Genomic DNA, 18,438 nt, shown 5'->3' with positions numbered 1-18,438 from the left:
CCCCGTCAGCACGTGCTCCCGTCGACGCGGAGGATCGGACACGTCGGGGACGTGTAAGGCAGCACCCGTTGCAGGCCCCAGACCCCGACTGCGGTGAACGGCCTCCTGAGGTCGCCGTAGAAGTAGTCACCGGGTGCCACTCTCGTGCCGCCCGCGCCGCCGACGACGTCGAGGTCGAAGGACTCCCACGGCCCCATGCCCTGCGCGGTCGTCGAGTCCGAGTCACCGATGTGAGGGTCCTGCGGCCAGTGCAGCCCGCCGAGGCCGAAGACGTGGGCGCTCTCGCTCCCGGGCGTCACGACCACGTGCACGACCTCCGGGTCGCCGGCGTACGCCGTCAGCAGGGGCACCTGCCCCGGGTCACGGAACGCGCCGGGACCGTCACCGGCCGGAGCCGCCGCGTAGTTCAGCAGCGACCGTCCCGCCCGGGCGTTCGTCGGGTAGGGCATGAAGTCCTGCCCGATCTGCGTGTCGTCGTCGGCGAGGAGCACCGTGAAGTCGCGGTAGTCGGTGACGTCGCCGCCCGGTACGTGCACGATCACCTGGGCGCCGATGTCCTTGGCCAGTCCCGTGACGGGGTCGCTGAACTCGGTGCGCAGACCGTCGACCCTCGACGCGGGGGCGACGACCATCGCGCCGTAGAGACCGTTCTTGGCCGAGCCCGGCGAGGCCAGGTCCGAGATGACGGCGGTGCCGAGCCGGTCGGTGGCGGCGTAGTACGTGTAGGTGCCTACGGCCCCCGGAGCCACGTTCTGCTCCGGCGCGAAGCCGACGTCGACGCCGCCCGAGTCGGAGGCGCGGTCGAGCTTGCCCACCGAGAACCCCACTGCGGTGGTCAGCGTGTTCGTGAGGCGGACCGAGACGCACTCGCCGGCGACGACGTGCAGCACGAGCGGTACCGGGCTCTTCAGGCCCTTCTTGATGCTGAGGACGTCACCGTCGGGGACGAACGCCGTCCGGGCACCGTTGAGGGTCTGCGACTTGTCGACGGCACTGAGGTTGAAGCTGCGCGTCGGCGCCGTCGGCGGGCACGGGCTGTCCTGGGGCTCGGCTGCCGGAGGCGGTCCACCGGTGGCGACCGGTGGCACGTAGGCGGTGCTCGGCGGCGCCACCCCCGGGAGGGGCTGGAGGTCGTCGACGGTTCCGGGCAGCACCCGCACGACGCCCCAGGCGCCCTGCTGGGTGTGCTTCTCGACGCCGTTGGCGTAGAGGTAGTCACCCGGCCTCATCCGCATGTCGGGCGCCGAGCCGTTGAAGACCAGGGTGAACTTCTCGCTGACGCCGTAGTGGATCGTGTCGATGATCGATCCGGCCGGGCTCGGGCCCGACCCGTCGTCGTGGGTGTAGCGCGGCTCGAGCAGCGTGCGGCCCCCCTGCAGGTGCAGGGTGTCGACGGTCGGTGACACGTTGATGGTGCGCACGACCAGCGGGTCGTCGGGATAGAGCCGGGGCAGGGGTGTCACCGGGTCGCCGTAGGTCCAGGAGCTGAACTGGTGCGCCGTGTCCGGGCGGTCTGCGAGCGGGTTCGCCTTGAGGTTGAGCGTGGAGTACGCCCCTGCGTCGTTGTCGTTGATCGTCCAGAGCGCCAGCTCACGGAAGCTGCCGTTGACGAGTCCCGGGGACAGGGCGCTCGTCGTGTGGATGTCGACGAGGGTGCCCGAGTCCACCTCGGCCCCGGTCACGGGATCATGGTAGGTCGAGCCGGGAGGCTCGACGACGAGCTGGCCGACGAGGCCGTGGCCCCAGCCGTGGATCCCGTCGACGTGGTCGTGCCAGAAGACGTTGTCGAGCAGGGCATCGGGGTACCAGCGGTACTGGATGAACTCGCTCCCGGCATACTCCCCGGACGCGTGGGCGGCGACCAGCGCCGAGTCGAGGGTCACGGTGCGGGTCGTCTGGTTGACGGCGACGACCTGGTGGGTCTCGATGGACTCGAGGCCCTCACCGACGGCGATCCACGGTCTCGTGGCCTTGCCGCCGGCGTCGACGCCGACGAGCGAGGCCACGCTGCTGAGGACGAGCGTCCGGGACCCCTTGGCGGCCGCCGTGCTGAGGCGCGGGTCGACCACACGGTAGGGCCGGACGGAGTGCTCGAAGGCGTAGCCCGCACTCACCCCGTCGGACCCCTGCACGTCGAACTGGACGTGGTGGATGTGCATGGAGCTCTTGGAGAAGTTGTCGAAGGCGGACGCGTCGGGGATCTCGTTGGTCAGCGTGATCGCGACGCAGTCGCCCTGGTTGGCACGGATCGCGAGCGGGTCGGACCGGCGCGGATCACTCGCGACTGCCTGCTTGTCCTTGGCCAGGACGAACAGCTTGCCGTCCGGGTCGACCTGCGTCGGCGTGCGCTGGATCGACTTGCCGATGGTGACGACGTTGAAGGTGCGGACCCGTCTCCCCTTGGGGCACAAGGCATCCGAGCGGTTGGTCCACGGACTGGTGCTCGCGGAGGTCTGGCCCGTCGTCGCCCCGAGCCATGGTGTCCCGCTGTGACCGGCTGGGGTGAAGGGTGGTCGTTTACCGATGTTCGTGCGGAAGAGCGGGTAGGCCGGGCGACCGTTGCGCGGGTTGAACAGGATCGTCGGTCGTCCCGTCACGATGCGCCCCACGTCGACGGCGAGGAGGTTCGGCTGGCCGGACACGACCTTCGGGGAGTCGGCGAAGACCGTGGGGTCGGCCGGGGCTCCGAGGTAGAGCTGCTGCGACCCCGTGCCCGTCACCTTCCAGTTCCAGACGGTCGCGTCCTGTCCGTTGCGCGGCACCCCGGCCGGCGGCAGCTGCGGGCGGACCCAGGAGTCGAGGTTGGTGGCCGTGATCAGGGTGCCGTTGATGGTGCGCCCGATGAGGCCGCGCGAGTCGACGGCGGTCGGCGGGAGTGCTCGGTCGGCGATCGGCACGAGGTCGGGCTGGCGGGTGTCGTAGACGCGCCACAGGCCCCACATGCCGGAGTTGTAGTGCTTGGCGATGTGGCAGTGGAAGAGGAAGTCGCCGGCGGACTGCTGGACGCCGCCCGCGCCGCCCTCGATCTCGAGGTCGTAGGACTCACCGGGGCCGATCGACTGGGAGTCGAGACGCTGCGACGGCGACAGCACGGTGGGCGGGTCCTTGCGAAGTCCTGTGTCGGCGTAGTTGAACGACGTGTCGGCGACCGGGTTGAAGCGCCACCGGTCACCCCCGCCGTGGAGGTGGAAGACGTGGAACTTCTCGCTGCCCACGTGCATGAGCCGGATCTTCGTCGGGTCGGCGAGGTAGCCGCGCATCATCGGCGTCGCCGGCTCGCCGAAGGTGTACGAGCTGTACGCGTGAGACTTCTCCTTCGGGAAGGCGAGGAGCCTGTTGCGGAACGGCTCCGACCGGTAGTTGAGCGCGAAGGCGCCGGGCCGGTAGGAGCCGGTCGTCGAGTCGACGAGCGGGATGTCGGCGCCGGCGGCGTTCTTGATCAGCTCGTTGTCGTTGCCGATCTCGTGGTGCAGCAGGGCGCCCTCGCGGAAGCCGCACGTCGGCATCGCGCTCGTCGGGACGCAGGCGGCACTCGGTGAGGCCGGCTTGATGATGGCCTCCCAGCCGGACTCCAGCTGGCGACCGGCGACCGAGGCGTTCCAGTAGGTCGACCCCGGCGGCTCGACGACGAGCGCGCCGAAGAGCCCGTGCGCGACCGCGGCGCGGTAGCCGGGCCCGGGGTGGATGTAGTGGCCGCCCTCGAGGCGACGGTCGAGCGGGATGGCGAAACGGTAGGTGCGGCTCTGCCCCGCCGCGACGTCGGACGGGTCGTTCTGGCCCACCTCGTCGCCCGACGAGCTGATGTCGAACTCGAGCCCGTCGATGTGCAGGCCGTAGGGCCCGCCCGATGCCGCGTTGGTCAGCCGGATCGAGACGCAGTCACCCTCGTTGGCCCGGATGACGAGGGGCTGGATCGCGTCGTCGCGCAGGCCCACGGACACCTTCTGCGAGGTCTCCTGGGCCCGGACCGCGGCGAGCCGAGAGGTGAGGACGTACATCTTGCCCTTGGGGTCGTGGTCGCCGAACCGGTTGAGCGGGATGTTGACGTCGATGGCCGTGACGTCGTACGAGCGGTTCACGGTCCCCCCGTCCAGGCATCCGGGCGTCCCGGCGAGGGCCACGGTGGGCGACGACGCCTCGGCGACGGGTGCGAGGGCGAGCACGGCGACGACGCCGATGACCCCGGTAACCACCGCGAGCAGACGTGCCCCGTGGGCACGACGGTGGGACCGCGAGAGGCCCCCGTGGCGCCGGGTCCCGGCGAGGGACCGGAGCGACGAGGCCACCACGACCACGGGCACGACGACGATCAGGACCGTCGTCGCGTCCCCGAAGAGGCCGATCACCGGCAGGCCGCCCCGGGGCTCGTCCAGGGCCACGAGCCGCAGCTGGTTGCCCACCGCGACCGAGGCCGCCACCGCGAGGATGCACCGTGCCAGGACCGCCGACTCGCGCAGCCCTCGGCGCAGCGACGCCGCCAGGACGGGGTGGACGACGAGCACGAGGGGCACGGTGAACGCCACGACGGTGGTCGAGTGACCCACCGGTCCCTGGACGACGCCCGCTCCGACGTCGTGCAGGTCGAGCCAGGACAGCCAGAGCCCGCCCACCACCCCCATCGCCAGCGCCGTGACGAGGTCGGCCACGGTGACGTGCCGCTTCGCGCTCGCTCGGGTGGTGGGCGACGGGATGGCCATGGTCACTCCTTCTGGGAAGGCTTCGGCGCGACGTGCGAGTCGTGCGTGTCGCCCGGCGAGCCGCCGGCAGTCGACATGTAGAGCAGGGGCACCCGTGGCGTGCCCGGGCCGGCGCCGAGCACGACGTGCGAGCCGTCACGGGGCAGGACGTAGGACAGCGACCCCTCGAGGTGGGCGTGGGCCGCGAGACGGCCCCGGAGCGGCAGCGACCCGGCCAGCGGGGCCGCCCCGGACGGCTGTCCCGAGGCGATCGCCCTGAGGGCGGTCGCGTCGTACGTCGTGTCGACGTCGCCCGCCGTCACGGTCAGCACGACCCGGACGAGGGCCTTGTCGCTGGTGACGAGCCCGTTCACCCCGTGGGACATCCCCCCGAGGTCGGCGTCGGAGAGGCCGGTCACCTCCTCGGCGCCCGTCACCCTGAACGACACCCCACCCACGGTGAGGACCGTCGGGTCGGGCGGCCCGGCGAGGACGGCACGGGTGTGCCACCCCCCGAGGACCAGCCCGACGGCGACGAGCAGCGCGAGGACGATGGTGCGTCCCCGACGCGGTTCCGGGCGCAGGCTTCTCATCCGACCAGCGTCGCAGGGCGACCTTCGACCTACCTTGGGGTCCGCCACCGCCCCCACTGCACAGCACGGCCACGCCTTTCACGGGCGACCGACTCCAATCTCCCCCGGGCGCAACAGCTCCCGCCTACTCTCGGACCATGACGCTGGGCAGGCCCCGCTCGCGCGGGGGCCTCGGAGGGAGCCCGGGACGACGTCGGCGCGGAGCGCTCGTCGCCCTCCTGACCCTTGCCGTCGTCCTCGTCACGTCCGGCCCGGCCGGCGCCCACACGCGCCTTCGGTCCTCGGACCCGTCTGCCGGCTCGGTCGTCGCCACGGCGCCCACGGCGGTGACGCTGCGTTTCGCCGAGCCCGTGGCGGCCGCGGACGGGGCAGCGCACGTCTACGACGACCACTACGAACGCGTCGACCAGGGTCAGGTTCTCGCCGTCGAGGGCACGTCGGACTCGCTCCGGGTCCCGCTGCGACCCGGACTGACCAAGGGCACGTATGTCGTGGTGTGGCAGGCGAGCTCGGCCGACACCCATCCCGTGACCGGGTCGTTCCGCTTCTCCGTCGGCGCCCCGACCCCGGTCCAGGGGACTCCACCCGACGACAGCCACAACGACCTCGCGGGAGCGGTGCTGGGCCCCCTGCGTTGGCTCGGGTACGCCGGGATGGTCCTCGCCCCCGGCCTGCTGCTCATGGTCCTGTGGCTGTGGCCCGAGGGGCTCTCGTCACCCCGGACCCGTCGCCTCCTCGGCATCGGTGCGGGCCTGCTCGCTGCGGCCACCGTGGGGAGCATGGTCGTGCAGGGTGTCTATGCCAGCGGCGAGCCGTTCAGTGCGCTCTGGGCCGACCCCGGCTCCCTCGACACCCACTCCCGGACCTTCGACACGGTCCACTCGGTGCGGGCCTTCCTCCTCGTCGCCCTCGTCGCGCTGCTCGTGGCCGCCCTGAGCTTCGGGCCGCGAGCGACGGGGCGCCTCCTGCTCGGCCTGCGGTCCGCCGCCGTCACCGTGACCCTCGCTCTCGCCGTGACGTGGCCGCTGGCCGGGCACTCCGCGGCCACGACCCACCCCGCGCTCACCGTGGCGCTCAACGTCGTGCACCTGCTCGCCATGGTCGTCTGGCTCGGTGGCCTCGTCGGCCTGCTCGTCGGGTCCGGGGAGCCCGAACAGCAGGCGGCCCTCGCCCGGGCGCTCCCCCGCTTCTCCTCGGTGGCCCTCGCGTGCGTCGCGACGCTCGTGGTCACCGGAGTCCTGCTGGCCTGGTCCGAGGTGGGCACCGTCTCGGCCCTGACGCCCACCGCCTACGGACGCGTGCTCCTCGCGAAGGTCGGCGGCGTGCTCGTCCTCGTCGCCCTCGGCAACAGCGCGCGGGTGTGGGTCGAGCGACACCGCATACCAACGCCTCCTCGAGCAGAGGCCGGGGCTCCGGAGTCCACGGTCCCGGCGGCCGCCGTCGGGGCCAGGGGCCTGCGGGCGGGGCTCGCCGGCGAGACACTCACGGCCGGCGTCGTGCTCGGCCTGACCACGGCGCTCGTCGTCATCGTCCCGGCCCGCTCGGACTACGTCGAGCCGTGGAGCAGGGTGATCACGGCCGACGGCGCGACGGTCTCGGTGCAGCTGCCCCGCCCCCGCGTCGGTGACACGGTCGCGCTCGTGACGGTCGCGGCCCCGGGTGGCCGCCGCTCCATCTCGTCGGTGACGGGATCGGTCAGCCGTCCCGGGGTGACCGCGGCCGCCGTCCGGCTCCCGGTCAGCCCTGAGGGGTCCGGCGCCGACGGCGCCACCGAGGTCGGCCTCACCTTCGACGACGTCGGCCCGTGGTCGGTCCGTCTGGTGCTCACCCCGACCTCGGGATCACCGACCACGGTCGTCTTCACCGTGCCCATCGCGGCCGACGCCTGAGGCCCGGCGCCCCAGCGCCGACCGGCGCCGACCGGCCCCGACCCGCCCCCCGGCACCGGCACGGGCACCGGCACCGGCACCGGCACCGGCACCGGGGAGCCCGGCGGACGGCATACGCCCTCGGTGGGCAGTCGCGGCGTCGGCCGGGCCGGCGGCACGACATCGCGTGGACCACTCACGCCCCCACACGACGGAGGGTGGTGACCCCTGCGGGGCCACCACCCTCCTGCTTGCTTACCGGACTACCGGCCGGCCACGAGGTTCGACCGGGCCGACTGGGCCCCGCCTCCCACCGCGTTGACGGCCTGGACGGTGAACCGGTAGTTACCGGCGACCGGCAGTGTCATCACGAGCGACCGGGCCGTGCTCGGCTGCACCGCTGAGACGGTGGTCGCGAGGACCGCTCCCGCTGCACTCATGCGCAGCGCCGAGACCCGGTAGCCGGTGATGACCGAACCACCAGTCGCTGCCGGAGGCGTCCACCGCGCTGTCGCGTTGATCGCACCACCGGCGACTCCGGCCGTGGCGGTCCCGATGACGGGAGCGCCGGGAACGGTTGCCGGCGTCACCGCGATCGACAGAGCCGAGAAGGCGCTCGTGCCGACGGCGTTCACCGCAGCGACCTGGAAACGGTACGCCGTCCCGTTGGTCAGCCCCGTGACGACCAGGCTGGTCGCCGCCGCACCCGCTGGGCGAAGGGCACCCACCTGGNCGCAGCGACCTGGAAACGGTACGCCGTCCCGTTGGTCAGCCCCGTGACGACCAGGCTGGTCGCCGCCGCACCCGCTGGGCGAAGGGCACCCACCTGGGCTCCAGCAGCGTTGACCACCCGCACGGAGAACCCGGTGATGGGCGAGCCTCCGTTGGTTCCCGCAGTCCACCGGACGGTGGCCGAGGCGTTGCCTCGGGTGGGCGTGCCGATCGTCGGGGCAGCCGGTGCGGTCGCCGGCGTGACCGAGTTCGACAGAGCCGAGAAGCCGCTCGTGCCGACGGCGTTCACCGCAGCGACCTGGAAACGGTACGCCGTCCCGTTGGTCAGCCCCGTGACGACCAGGCTGGTCGCCGCCGCACCCGCTCACCGCAGCGACCTGGAAACGGTACGCCGTCCCGTTGGTCAGCCCCGTGACGACCAGGCTGGTCGCCGCCGCACCCGCTGGGCGAAGGGCACCCACCTGGGTTCCAGCAGCGTTGACCACCCGCACGGAGAACCCGGTGATGGGCGAGCCTCCGTTGGTTCCCGCAGTCCATCGGACGGTGGCCGAGGCGTTGCCCGGTGTGGCCGTGCCGATCGTCGGGGCAGCCGGTGCGGTCGGGGCGACAGGTGTCGCGGTCCCCGATGCCGACGGACCGGTGCCGAACTGGTTCACCGCGGCCACCTGGAAGGTGTAGAGCGTGCCGTTGGTGAGACCGGTGACGAGGCGGGAGGTCGCGGTGCGCGAGATCCCGGTGATGGTCTGGACCGGAGCGACGGTGGTGTTCGTCCCGGTGAAGACCCGGATCGTGAAGCTCGTCGCGGTGGCAGGCCCGGTGAAGTTGACCGTCACCGAGGCGTTGCCTGCGACCAGGCTCGTGATGCTGGGCGCGGCGGGCACTGCCACAGGCAGGCTCGCGTCGCTGAACTGCAGGCGCTCGACGTTCCACACGGTGTCGATGCCGTCGGCTCCGCCGTTGCTGTCGACGGTGATGCTGCCGTTGGCGTTCGGCGTGATCGTGTAGGACGCCAGCGTCCCAGTGAAGACGGCGACGTCACAGTTGACCGCGGCAGCTCCGAGGGCGCAGTCACCTGCGGCGCCGGTGGCTGCTGTGGTGCCCATGCCCGTGATCTCACGGACCGCGACCAGGTTGCCCGGGTCGGCCAGTCCGGCGAAGACCGCCTGCTGGAGCGTCATGCCGGTGGTGCCGGTTCCCCACGGGTTCGTGGTGGTCGCGGGCACCGCCTTGTTCTCCATCAGGTCCGTCGTGCCGGTCTGGGTGGTGGGGTCGGCCGGGTTGGTGCGGTAGCTGATCCGCACGGACAGGGCGTGGTCGCCGTCGATGATGTCATCGGCGCCCCGACCGGTGATGGTGTCACTGCCACCGCCACCGAGCAGGATGTCGCCCTCGGCCCAGACCGTCCCGGTTCCGGCAACCGTGCCGGCCTGTCCGGTGAGTGGGCAGTAGCCGGCGGCGGAGGCCGCGACGATGGGTGCCAGCTGGCTCGGGAAGGTCGAGACCAGGCGGTTGAGTCCGCCGATGCGTGCGACACCGGTCGGGTCGAGTGCGTTGCACCCGGTGAACCCGGCACCGCCCAAGGTCGACGGAGCGACCTCGTGACCCTTGATGACGTCGTTGAAGTTCGAGCCCGAGTCGGCCTCGGTCTCCTGCCAACGGTCGCGGTTCACGACGAGCTGGATCGGGACTCCGACGAGGTTGTTGTTGATCTCCATGTCGTCGTCACCGCCCACGGTGTCGTACTGGTGGAAGGCCCAGTCGAAGCCGCCGGCGCCAGCGTTGCGGTCGACGGCCGCGTTCTGCGACATGAGGTCGTCTCCGCCCTCGGCGTCGTAGTCGTTCTCACCGACCTGGCCGACGAAGATGTCGTTGCCGGGTGCGGTCTGGGCCGGGTCGTCGAAGAACGGTGCACCGTGGTCGCCCTGGAGCAGGTCCTGCCCCGAGCCGCCCTCGATCCAGTCGTCGCCACCGTCGCCGAAGACGGCGTCGGCACCCTGGCCGGCAATCACGAAGTCATTGCCGGGGCCCGCGAAGGTCTCGTTGTCGTTGGCTCCGCCGTTGATGAAGTCCTGACCGTCGTTGCCCATCGGGATGTCGTCGCCGATGCCGGCGTCGATGGCGTCGTCGCCGGGACCACCCTTGGGAACGTCGGCACCACCGAGGTCGGTGAGGATGTCGTCGCCCTCGCCGCCGAGCGCCACGTCGTCTCCGCCGTTGCCCTCGATGACGTCGTTGCCGAGGCCACCCCAGAAGGTGTCGTTGTCGTTGCCACCGATGATCCGGTCCACGGCGGCGGTGCCGTTGTAGACCGACTGTCCGTTGATGCCGGAGGGGTCGACGGTGTTGATCTGACGGTAGGCGATAGCGCCGTCGGCCTTCTTCAGCAGCAAGAGGTTCTCGTCGCAGTCGGCCGTGCTCGGGTCGTCCTTGACCGTTCCGGGGCCCGTCAGGCTTGCCGGCACGTCGGGAGTCGCTGCGCGCACCAGCGTGTTCGGCGCGTTCAGCGGGTTGTTGAGGAACGACATCTGGAACTTGCAGTCAGCCGTGGCGAAGGCGTCGGCCTTGAGCGTGTTCGTCCCCTCGGTGTTGCGCTGGATCATCTCGGAGAAGGAGTTGCCCTCGAGCTGGGTGCGGAGGTTCATCCCGGGAGTCCGGAGCAGGTAGTAGAAGCGGTCGCCGTCCTGCAGGCTCTCGAGCTGCGTCTGGAAGACGTAGTTGAACGTCGAGCCGAGCAGGCCTCCGAAGAGGTTGGTCATCTCGGCGAGGCCACCGACCCACAGGTCGATGTCGTCGACGCCCGTGATGGTGCGTCCGCCTGCGTTGGCCCAGGCGCCGGTGCCGAACATGAAGTCGCCCGCGTCTGCCGGCGGGACGTCCCCGACGGCGGGGTTGACGATCGCACGTGCTGCCGCACGCTTGGCGGCTGCAGTCGTGGCGCCGGTGATCGACGGGTGCAGACCGTAGGCGGCCACGAAGTTGACCAGCGACTCGGGGTGCTTCAGGTGCTGGCCGAAGTCGGTCCAGTCGGTGTAGGGAGCCAGCTGGCCGTCATTGGTCTGCGCGTTGATCTGTCGGCGCAGGTCGTTGAGCCGCGGGATGCCCGCGTCCCTGGCACGCGCCATGTTGATGGTCGGCAGGTCGAGCGGGAGACCGAGCAGGTTGTTGCGCAGGGTCTCGGTGACGAACTCGTCGATCTCGTTGCCGGCCTGGTCGGAGGAGCCCATGAAGATGGCCCCCGCGCCCTCCTGCGCGGTGTAGAACGTCGGACTCGCCCCGTGCGTCTTGGCGAACAGCTCCGGCGGGTTGAGGAAGGCGGTCAGCAGCGGCAGCGAGTTGTCGGTCTTGACCCCCGCCGCGTCTGTCGTCGTGCGCGCCACCTGGTCATCGAGCATGGAGTGCCCGAAACGGTAGACCGCGTGGGCGAACTCCGCCTGGACGGCGGGGTTGATGTCGGGCGAGTAGACGTGGAACGGCCGGACGCCCGGCTGCACCTTGCGTGCGAACTCCTCGAACACCAGGTGCTGGTACTCCATCTCCGTGACGAAGCGCGCGGCCTGGAACAGGCGACCGCCGAACCCGTAGCTGATGTTTGCCGTACCCACGGTGTGCGGGGCCAGGTAGTCAGCGAGCAGGGACGGGTTGTTGTTCAGCGTGTTGGTGATGTCGTCGACCAGGCGGTTGTGCTCCGAGTGGAAGACCTGGTGGATGGACGACAGGGCGATGTTCTCGTTGCACCGGCCGTCACCGCAGATGAAGTGCGAGTTGAGCAGCTCGTCGTCGTAGGTGCCGGCGGGCTGGTTCGCGAAGTCGGCCGAGGGGACGGTGTCCGTGTCGGGCGTCAGTGCACCCGTGGGCTCGGCATTGTGCGCGATGTCCGTGAGGAACGGCGTGTCGAAGTGCAGCACGTTGGCCGGCACCGGGACGGGTCCCGTGCATCCGACGGTCGCGGCGCGGCAGCCCTCGACGAGACCGGTGGTCGTCACGTACTGCGGCAGCCCTCGGGCCGGACCCGGCAGGAAGTTGCCGTAGGGGTCGGCGGCGACCATCGGGATGTTGAAGACGTCCTTGTCGACCAGGCGCATGCCCAGCAGGTCGGCCGTCTGCTTCTTGATGCCGGCCCACGTGGCGAGACCGCCGCTGCCGTCGGGCGAGCCCGGGTAGGCCTCTCCGACCGGTCCACCATCGAGGAAGCGGCCGTTGGAGACAGGCCGTCCACCGACGTTCGTGTACTCGCGGAGGAAGACCTGGTGCGAGCTGTGCGAGGTGTACGTCTGGGACTGGTCGACCCAGGGGCTGTCGGTGTTGTTGGCGTTCTGGACGTCATCCGCCGACTCGTCCGCCGGCGTTGCCGGGTTGTCGCCGAGGATCCCGTCGGGTCCGGGCTGGTTCTGGGCGCGGGTGAGCACCATGAAGGCCTGGTTCGCCGGGACCTCGTCACCGTTGCCGGCGATGCCGTCCGGACCCACCGTGAGGAGCGGGTCGTCGGCACGCAGCGGCACGAAGACGTTGCCGCCGCCCTTGACCGTCTGGTCGACTCCGTGGTCGAAGAACTGGCCGAAGAACGTGAAGATCGAGTTGAACGGCGGGGAGAGCCCGACGTCCGTCGTGACGTTCTCGATGAAGAGCGTCTTGTGCGAAGGCACACAGTTCGCCGGCACCCCGAGGGGGACTGCCGGGGTGGGGTCGGTCGTGCAGGCGATGACCTTGTTGCCGCCCTGGGCCCGCAGCGGGAACTCTGCTGCCTGGATGGCGGCAGGGTTGGTCGAGGTCTGGTCGACGATGAGGTTGCTGACCAAGCGCGGCTGGGTGTCGAAGACGTTGCCCTTCTTCTGGGCGTAGGAGGACGCCACCGGCGGCCCGAACAGGGACGGGTTGGTCTCGGCCGCCCGGAAGTCGGGGGTCGTCAACCGCGGGAAGGGCTGGTCGGCCGCCGCGAACGTCTCCCGGTTGGTGAAGAGGTTGTTGCACGAGCCGTCGACGGTGCGAAGACCGTACGAGGTGAGCCGGTCGGGGACCTGGTCGACACCCGGGCCGACCAGAGTGCCGCAGCGGTTCGCCGGGGTTTGCGTCGCCGAGTGCGCCTCGGCGATCTTGATCTGCTTGAGGATGTAGGCGATGTCGGAGGCCGTCACCACGAAGCCGTTGCCCGCGGGTGCGGGCGCTGCCTGCGCGGACGTGACCGCAAGCGGCACGACCATGGCGAAGGGCACGACGAACGCGACGCTCGCCGCCACCCACCGGAACCGGACCGCTAGTGACTGCGGCCCCGCCCGGTGCGCGGACCGACGAGCGTCCACGTCAAAGATCCGGGCGTGAATCCGCCCGGGAGACTTGCCGGTTGAGCGTTTCATTGCACACCTGCCTCGTGAGTTGTTGTTGGTGTCCCCGACGTGGTCCTGTGCAGACCCGATGAGTGCGTGTGGAACGGGTTGGAAGTGCGCCGTGTCGGCACCGCGTGCCGGCTCGGCGTGACTCCCGGAGAGCGCTGCAGCCCGGGGCTCCCGGGCGTCATGCGCTGGCCGAACGGATCGGTCGTGATGGCGCCGAGGACGCGCACCGCACGAGTGCGGCGAGCGTGCGTCGGGCCTCGTCGGCAGCCGGGCCCCGCCTGCCGGTCCCGGAGTCGGGGCCGGAGTCGGGGACGTCCCCGACGGCGAACCCGCCGCGAGAGACCCGGTGAAGGCGGACGACGGCATCGATGAGGCCCTCGAGCTCGGAGTCGCCCGTGTCGGGGCCTCCGAGCAACCGCCCGTACATCTCCTGCAGCCGCGGCCCGGGCGCACACCCGAGCTCGTCGGCGAACACCCTGCGGCACCGGGCATACGCCCGGAGGCCCTCGGCATGGTGCCCGGACACGTCCTTGCTGTGCAGGTAGGCGTACCAGGCACCCTCGTCGAGCGGGTCGGCCTCGATGGCCTGACGGGCCCAGCGGGTCGCGTCGCCGGGCGCGAGGTCCACGACCTTCTCGGCCGCGGCGACGAGCCACTCGCTCGTCATCCGCTCGTGCTCTGCGCGCGCCGCGTCCAGCCAGAGGGCGCTCGCCTCGTCCGGCAGCAATGGGGTCCTGGCGACGGCAAGGGTCCGGCGCAGCAGGGGCAGTGCCACCTCGGGTCGGACGCTCGGGTGCAGGACTCGTCCGACGTCACGGGCCAGCGTCGCGACGTCGAGGTCGACCTGGTCCAGGTCCAGCGAGTAGCACCCGGCGCGGGTCATGATCGTCCCCTGCCGCGGTGCGCCCGGGACCTGGAGGTGCTTGCGCAGCACGCACACGTAGGACTCGAGGGTCGCCGTCGCCGCCGTGGGCCGGTCGTCGCCCCACAGGATCGAGACCAGCGCCTCCTTCGACACCGGGACGCCGCGGGCGACCGCGAGCGCGATGAGCAGGTGGCGGGGCTTGACGCCGCCGAGCTGACGCGGTCCGAGGACTGTAGTTCCGACGCGCACGTGCAGGCCGCCGAGCAGGTTGACCTGCACCGCGGCCGTGCCCGGACGTCGGCCGGTCGGCGCCACCGTGACGGTGCGCGCCACGTGGATGCTCATGTCCGCGCCTCGTCGACGGTGACAGCGGCACGGTCAGGCCGACGGCCACACCGCCGACCTGACCGGCCGCCGCGGGACTCCCACGAGGGGGTTGCATCGGCGCAGTGCGTGACGTGACCGGCACGCCCGGGACGGACGGGGGAGTTCGAGCCGTCTGTCGTCGCAACGCCGTCTGCCGTGAGAGTCACGACTCTGACCGCGGGCGCGCCCGCGGTCACGAACAGGAGAACGGCGACCGCCGACGACGGCACCGACTCCTCGGTGATGGTTGGGCACTCCCTCGCGAGATCGGGTCGGCACGCGCACCGCCGCCGGATCGGCGACGTGTCGTCCGCGACACGTCGACGTCGTCCGCTCCCCTGTCGGTGCCCCCACCCGAACTGCTCTTTCCCCATGCATCCATGGTGCTGAGCACCCTTGTGCCACAACAGTGCCGAAGAGGGGGCTGCGCGCGACCCTCCTTGGGGGTGCCGTCAACCCCCTATTTGGGGGGTGCACCTTGACCGGCAGCCCGCGACCCGGGGGCGTACGCCCTCAGGGTGCCCAGGACCAGGCGAACCTCTGCGGAAAGCGGGCTCGCAGCCGCGATCCCCCACCCGGCAGGGCGCTCAGGCTGACCTCGCCGCCGATGTCGGCGACGTCGTCCTGCAGCAGGCGCAGTCCGAGGTGGCCTTTCGCCGGCGCCGGGAAGGGGCCTCCCACCCCGTCGTCGTCGACCGTCACCACGACGTCGCTGCCGTCGACCGTGGCGACGACGGACACGGTCCGGGCGTGGGCGTGCTTCACGACGTTGCGCAGGCCTTCCCGCACGACGTGGTAGGCGAACTGGGTGGACTCGGCCGAGATCTCCTTGAGGCGTCCGTCGACGTCGATCGTGACGTCGACCCCCTCGGCACGGACGGGTTGCGCGAGCTGCTCGACGGCGGCCTCGAGCCCCTCGCGGGCCAGACCGACCGGGTAGAGGTCGGTGAGCAGCCCTCGCAGCGAGGCGATGTCACTCTGGAGCCGACGGCCCACCGACTCGAGCACCCCGCGGGCCGAGGTCGACTGGGCCGGGAGCTCCGCCGCGACAGCGGGCAGCGAGTAGCCGAGGCTCGTCAGGTCCTGGATGAGCCCGTCGTGCAGCTCGCGCGAGATCTTGCGGCGCTCCACGTCGGAGGCGGCCAGCGCGTGGCGCAGCAGTGACGACCGTTCTGCCTGGGCCTGGTCGACGCGCCGGGCCAGGGAGAGGGCCAACGGGATCACCGTCAGGATGAACAGGACGAGGGCGCCGATCGCCAGCGGCAGGATGCGGGTCGAGATGACGATCTCGTCGCGGACGATCCGGTCGCTGTTCCAGTACGACTCGACGAGGATCGGCTTGCCCTCGGAGTCGACGGCCCCGGCATACACCTCGAGGAGCTCGTCGTACCCCTGCTCGTGCTGGTTCTCCTCCTTCGAGAGGTCCGAGAGGGACGCCACCGACGAGGTGGTCCCGAAGAGGGCGACCTCCTCGGGCTCGAGGGTGAAGGTCTCGCCGTGCAGCTCGTGCACATCGGACCAGATGACCTGGCCGCCCACGCCCCAGACCTTGATCCGCACCAGGGAGTCGTCACGCAGCGGGCTGCCCACGACGGCGTCGAGGATGCGGTCGGAGCCGGGGTCGCCCCGGCGGACGGCCGCACTGATGAGCGGCGCGACGACGTCGCGCGCGAAGGAGATCCCGTGCGTGCTGGCGTCGCGGACCGCGATGTCGCGGGCTGCCGCCTTGACGGCGAGGCTCACGCCGCCGGCGCACACCGTCAACGCGATGAGGCTCCACATCAGGAAGCGTCGAACGGCTCGGCCGCGGACGGTTCGAGAGTCCCCCATCGACCACCTTCGGGGTCGCAGACGCACGGTCAGGAGCCGATCAGTCCGAACCGTCGAGCAGTCACGACCGCCTCGAGCTGCGAGTGCGCGTTGAGCTTGACCATGATGTTCTTCACGTAGCCACGGCACGTGAGGCGCGTGATCCCCAGACGTCCGGAGATCGTCGCGACGTTGTGTCCTTCCGAGAGGTGCATCAGCACCTCGGTCTCCCGGACCGTCAGCGGCGTGTGGTTCGAGACAGGTGGGCAGCGAAGGAGGTCACGCAGGACCCGCGGATGCACGACGAACCCGTCTCCCTTGCAGCCGCGCAACGCCTCGAAGAGCTCGGTGAGCGTGCCGTCCTTGAGCAGCAGGGCACTCGCGCCCGCATCGGCCGCGCGGCGCAGCAGGGTCTGGTCGACGTCGGCCGTGAGCACGACGACACGCAGTCGCGGGTCCTCACGGATGAGCTCGGCAGAGAGCTCGATGCCGTCCCCGTCACCGAGGTTGACGTCCATGACGATGACGTCGGGACGCAGAGCGGCGACGGACGCGCGCGCCTCTGAAGCGCAGTTCGCCGATCCGATGCACTCGAGCCCGGCCTGCAGGCCGATCGCCAGCGCCATCGCCGACGCCACGGCCTGGTGGTCGTCCACCACGAGCACGCGGACGTAGTCCTCGAGTGCCCCCACCCCGGGCCCCACTCCCAGTGTCACGCTCATCGTCCCCACCCCCACGTTCCGGGCTCCCCCGAGCCCCTCACTGAGAAATTATGCGGACGGCAGGGGCCCGCGTCTCACGAATCCGCAGGTCAGAGGCTCAGACCGGGACGATTCGGGCACTTGGGACGGTAGTTCGTTCTGTCTCTGAGGCTGCCGGAGTCACCGAGCTCTGTGGCCCCGGCTCGGAGCCGTCCGTCAGGTCGCCCAGGTCCGGAGCCAGACGGTCTCCTCGAGCTGCCGCAGCCGCTCCAGGGTCTCGTCCGACAGGGCCACGTCGGTGTCGGTGATGACGTAGCCGAGCTCACCGCGGGTCGAGAGCGACTGCCCGGTGATGTTGGCACCTGCCTCGGAGAGCGTCTGGTTGATCGACGCCAGCACCCCGCGCACGTTGTGGTGGAGGTAGCCGGCCCGGAAGCCGCCGCCGTCGGCCGGCGGCGCCGACACCTCGGGCAGGTTCACCGACAGCGAGGTGACACCGGACTGCACGAACCCGAGCAGCTTGGCCGCGACGAAGGACCCGATCTCCTCCTGCGCCTCCTGGGTCGAGCCACCCACGTGCGGGGTGAGGATGACGTTGTCGAGACCTCGCAGCGGCGACTCGAACGGGTCGCCCTGGGCCTTGGGCTCGGACGGGAACACGTCGATGGCCGCACCGGAGAGGTGACCGGAGAGGATGTGCGCGCGCAGCGCCTGGTCGTCGACCACCATGCCGCGCGAGGCGTTGATGAACACCGAGCCGGGCTTCATGAGCGAGAACTGCTCGTCGCCGAAGAGGCCCGCGTTGCCGGGTCGACCGTCGACGTGGAGGCTGACGATGTCGGACTCGGCGAGCAGCTGCTCCAGCGAGCTCAGGCGCCGGGCGTTCCCGTGTGCCAGTCGGTCCGCGGTGTCGTAGAAGACGACGTGGAGGCCGATGGCCTCGGCGACGTTGGACAGCTGGGTGCCGATGTTGCCGTAGCCGACGATCCCGAGGGTCTGACCACGCGTCTCGTGGCTCCCGCGCGCGGACTTGTCCCAGATCCCGTCGTGCATGCGCTGGGTCTTCTCGGGCAGACGACGGGCGAGGGCGAGCATCTCGCCGATGACCAGCTCGACGACGCTCCTCGTGTTCGAGAAGGGGGCGTTGAAGACCGGGACCCCGTGCGCGGCTGCCGCGGCGAGGTCGACCTGGTTGGTCCCGATGCAGAAGCACCCGACAGCGCGGAGGTCGTCGGCCGCTGCCAGCACCCGCTGGGTGACCTTCGTGTTGGACCGGATACCCAGGAGCGAGACTCCGACCAGAGCGTCGATGAGCTCGCCCTCGGTGAGGGATCCGGACCGGACCTCGACGTCGTGGCCGTTGCTTCGAAACGCTTCGACGGCGACGGGGTGCACGTTCTCCAGCAGCAGGACCTTCACGGGCGCCTCCTTGTCCGGGCAGGACGGTTTGTGGTGCTAGCGGGTCGGTGGGCTGCGGCTCGAGCGCGCCTGCCACACC

9 protein-coding genes and 1 pseudogene are annotated in these 18,438 nt (G+C 70.9%); 1 reads left to right on the top strand and 9 read right to left on the bottom strand.

The features are described 5' to 3' along the window. Positions 1 to 5 precede the first annotated feature (5 nt). Positions 6 to 4,697: a multicopper oxidase domain-containing protein gene (locus ASH01_RS05870; RefSeq protein ID WP_056772850.1), complete on the bottom strand. Its 4,692-nt coding sequence runs from the start codon at positions 4,695 to 4,697 to the stop codon at positions 6 to 8. Positions 4,698 to 4,699: 2 nt separating this feature from the next. Next, positions 4,700 to 5,269, bottom strand: a complete 570-nt coding sequence (locus ASH01_RS05865) for a hypothetical protein (RefSeq protein ID WP_056772848.1) — start codon at positions 5,267 to 5,269, stop codon at positions 4,700 to 4,702. A 137-nt stretch (positions 5,270 to 5,406) separates the two neighbouring features. Here ASH01_RS05865 and ASH01_RS05860 point away from each other — a divergent pair, with 137 nt between their 5' ends. Next, positions 5,407 to 7,158, top strand: a complete 1,752-nt coding sequence (locus tag ASH01_RS05860) for a copper resistance CopC/CopD family protein (protein ID WP_056772845.1) — start codon at positions 5,407 to 5,409, stop codon at positions 7,156 to 7,158. A gap of 242 nt (positions 7,159 to 7,400) precedes the next feature. Here the strand turns inward: ASH01_RS05860 and ASH01_RS23980 are convergent, their stop codons facing one another. From ASH01_RS23980 to serA, 7 genes and pseudogenes are all read right to left on the bottom strand, one after another. Further along, positions 7,401 to 7,727, bottom strand: coding sequence for a fibronectin type III domain-containing protein (locus ASH01_RS23980; protein ID WP_369793481.1), 327 nt, complete (start codon positions 7,725 to 7,727; stop codon positions 7,401 to 7,403). A gap of 143 nt (positions 7,728 to 7,870) precedes the next feature. Continuing rightward, a partial coding sequence (locus tag ASH01_RS23570; protein ID WP_235509545.1) for a fibronectin type III domain-containing protein occupies positions 7,871 to 8,158 on the bottom strand: 288 nt, incomplete at its 3' end. Positions 8,159 to 8,270: 112 nt separating this feature from the next. Next, positions 8,271 to 11,915: pseudogene (locus ASH01_RS05855) on the bottom strand (peroxidase family protein); the annotation flags it as partial. Positions 11,916 to 13,377: 1,462 nt separating this feature from the next. Next, positions 13,378 to 14,409 carry an AfsR/SARP family transcriptional regulator gene (locus tag ASH01_RS05850; RefSeq protein ID WP_056772840.1) on the bottom strand — a complete coding sequence of 344 codons (1,032 nt, stop codon included), beginning with the start codon at positions 14,407 to 14,409 and terminating at the stop codon, positions 13,378 to 13,380. Positions 14,410 to 14,943: 534 nt separating this feature from the next. Next, positions 14,944 to 16,212, bottom strand: a complete 1,269-nt coding sequence (locus ASH01_RS05845; RefSeq protein WP_056772837.1) for a sensor histidine kinase — start codon at positions 16,210 to 16,212, stop codon at positions 14,944 to 14,946. Between the two features lie 77 nt (positions 16,213 to 16,289). Next, complete coding sequence (locus ASH01_RS05840) at positions 16,290 to 16,961, bottom strand: response regulator transcription factor (RefSeq protein ID WP_156415462.1); 672 nt, start codon at positions 16,959 to 16,961, stop codon at positions 16,290 to 16,292. Positions 16,962 to 17,156: 195 nt separating this feature from the next. Then, positions 17,157 to 18,359 (bottom strand): phosphoglycerate dehydrogenase, encoded by a 1,203-nt coding sequence (serA, locus tag ASH01_RS05835; protein WP_056772833.1) that lies wholly within the window; start codon positions 18,357 to 18,359, stop codon positions 17,157 to 17,159. Positions 18,360 to 18,438 lie beyond the last annotated feature (79 nt).

The organism is Terrabacter sp. Soil811, from assembly GCF_001429655.1.
In the GTDB taxonomy this organism is placed as follows: domain Bacteria; phylum Actinomycetota; class Actinomycetes; order Actinomycetales; family Dermatophilaceae; genus Terrabacter.
This window is presented reverse-complemented; position numbering and strand designations above follow the sequence as displayed.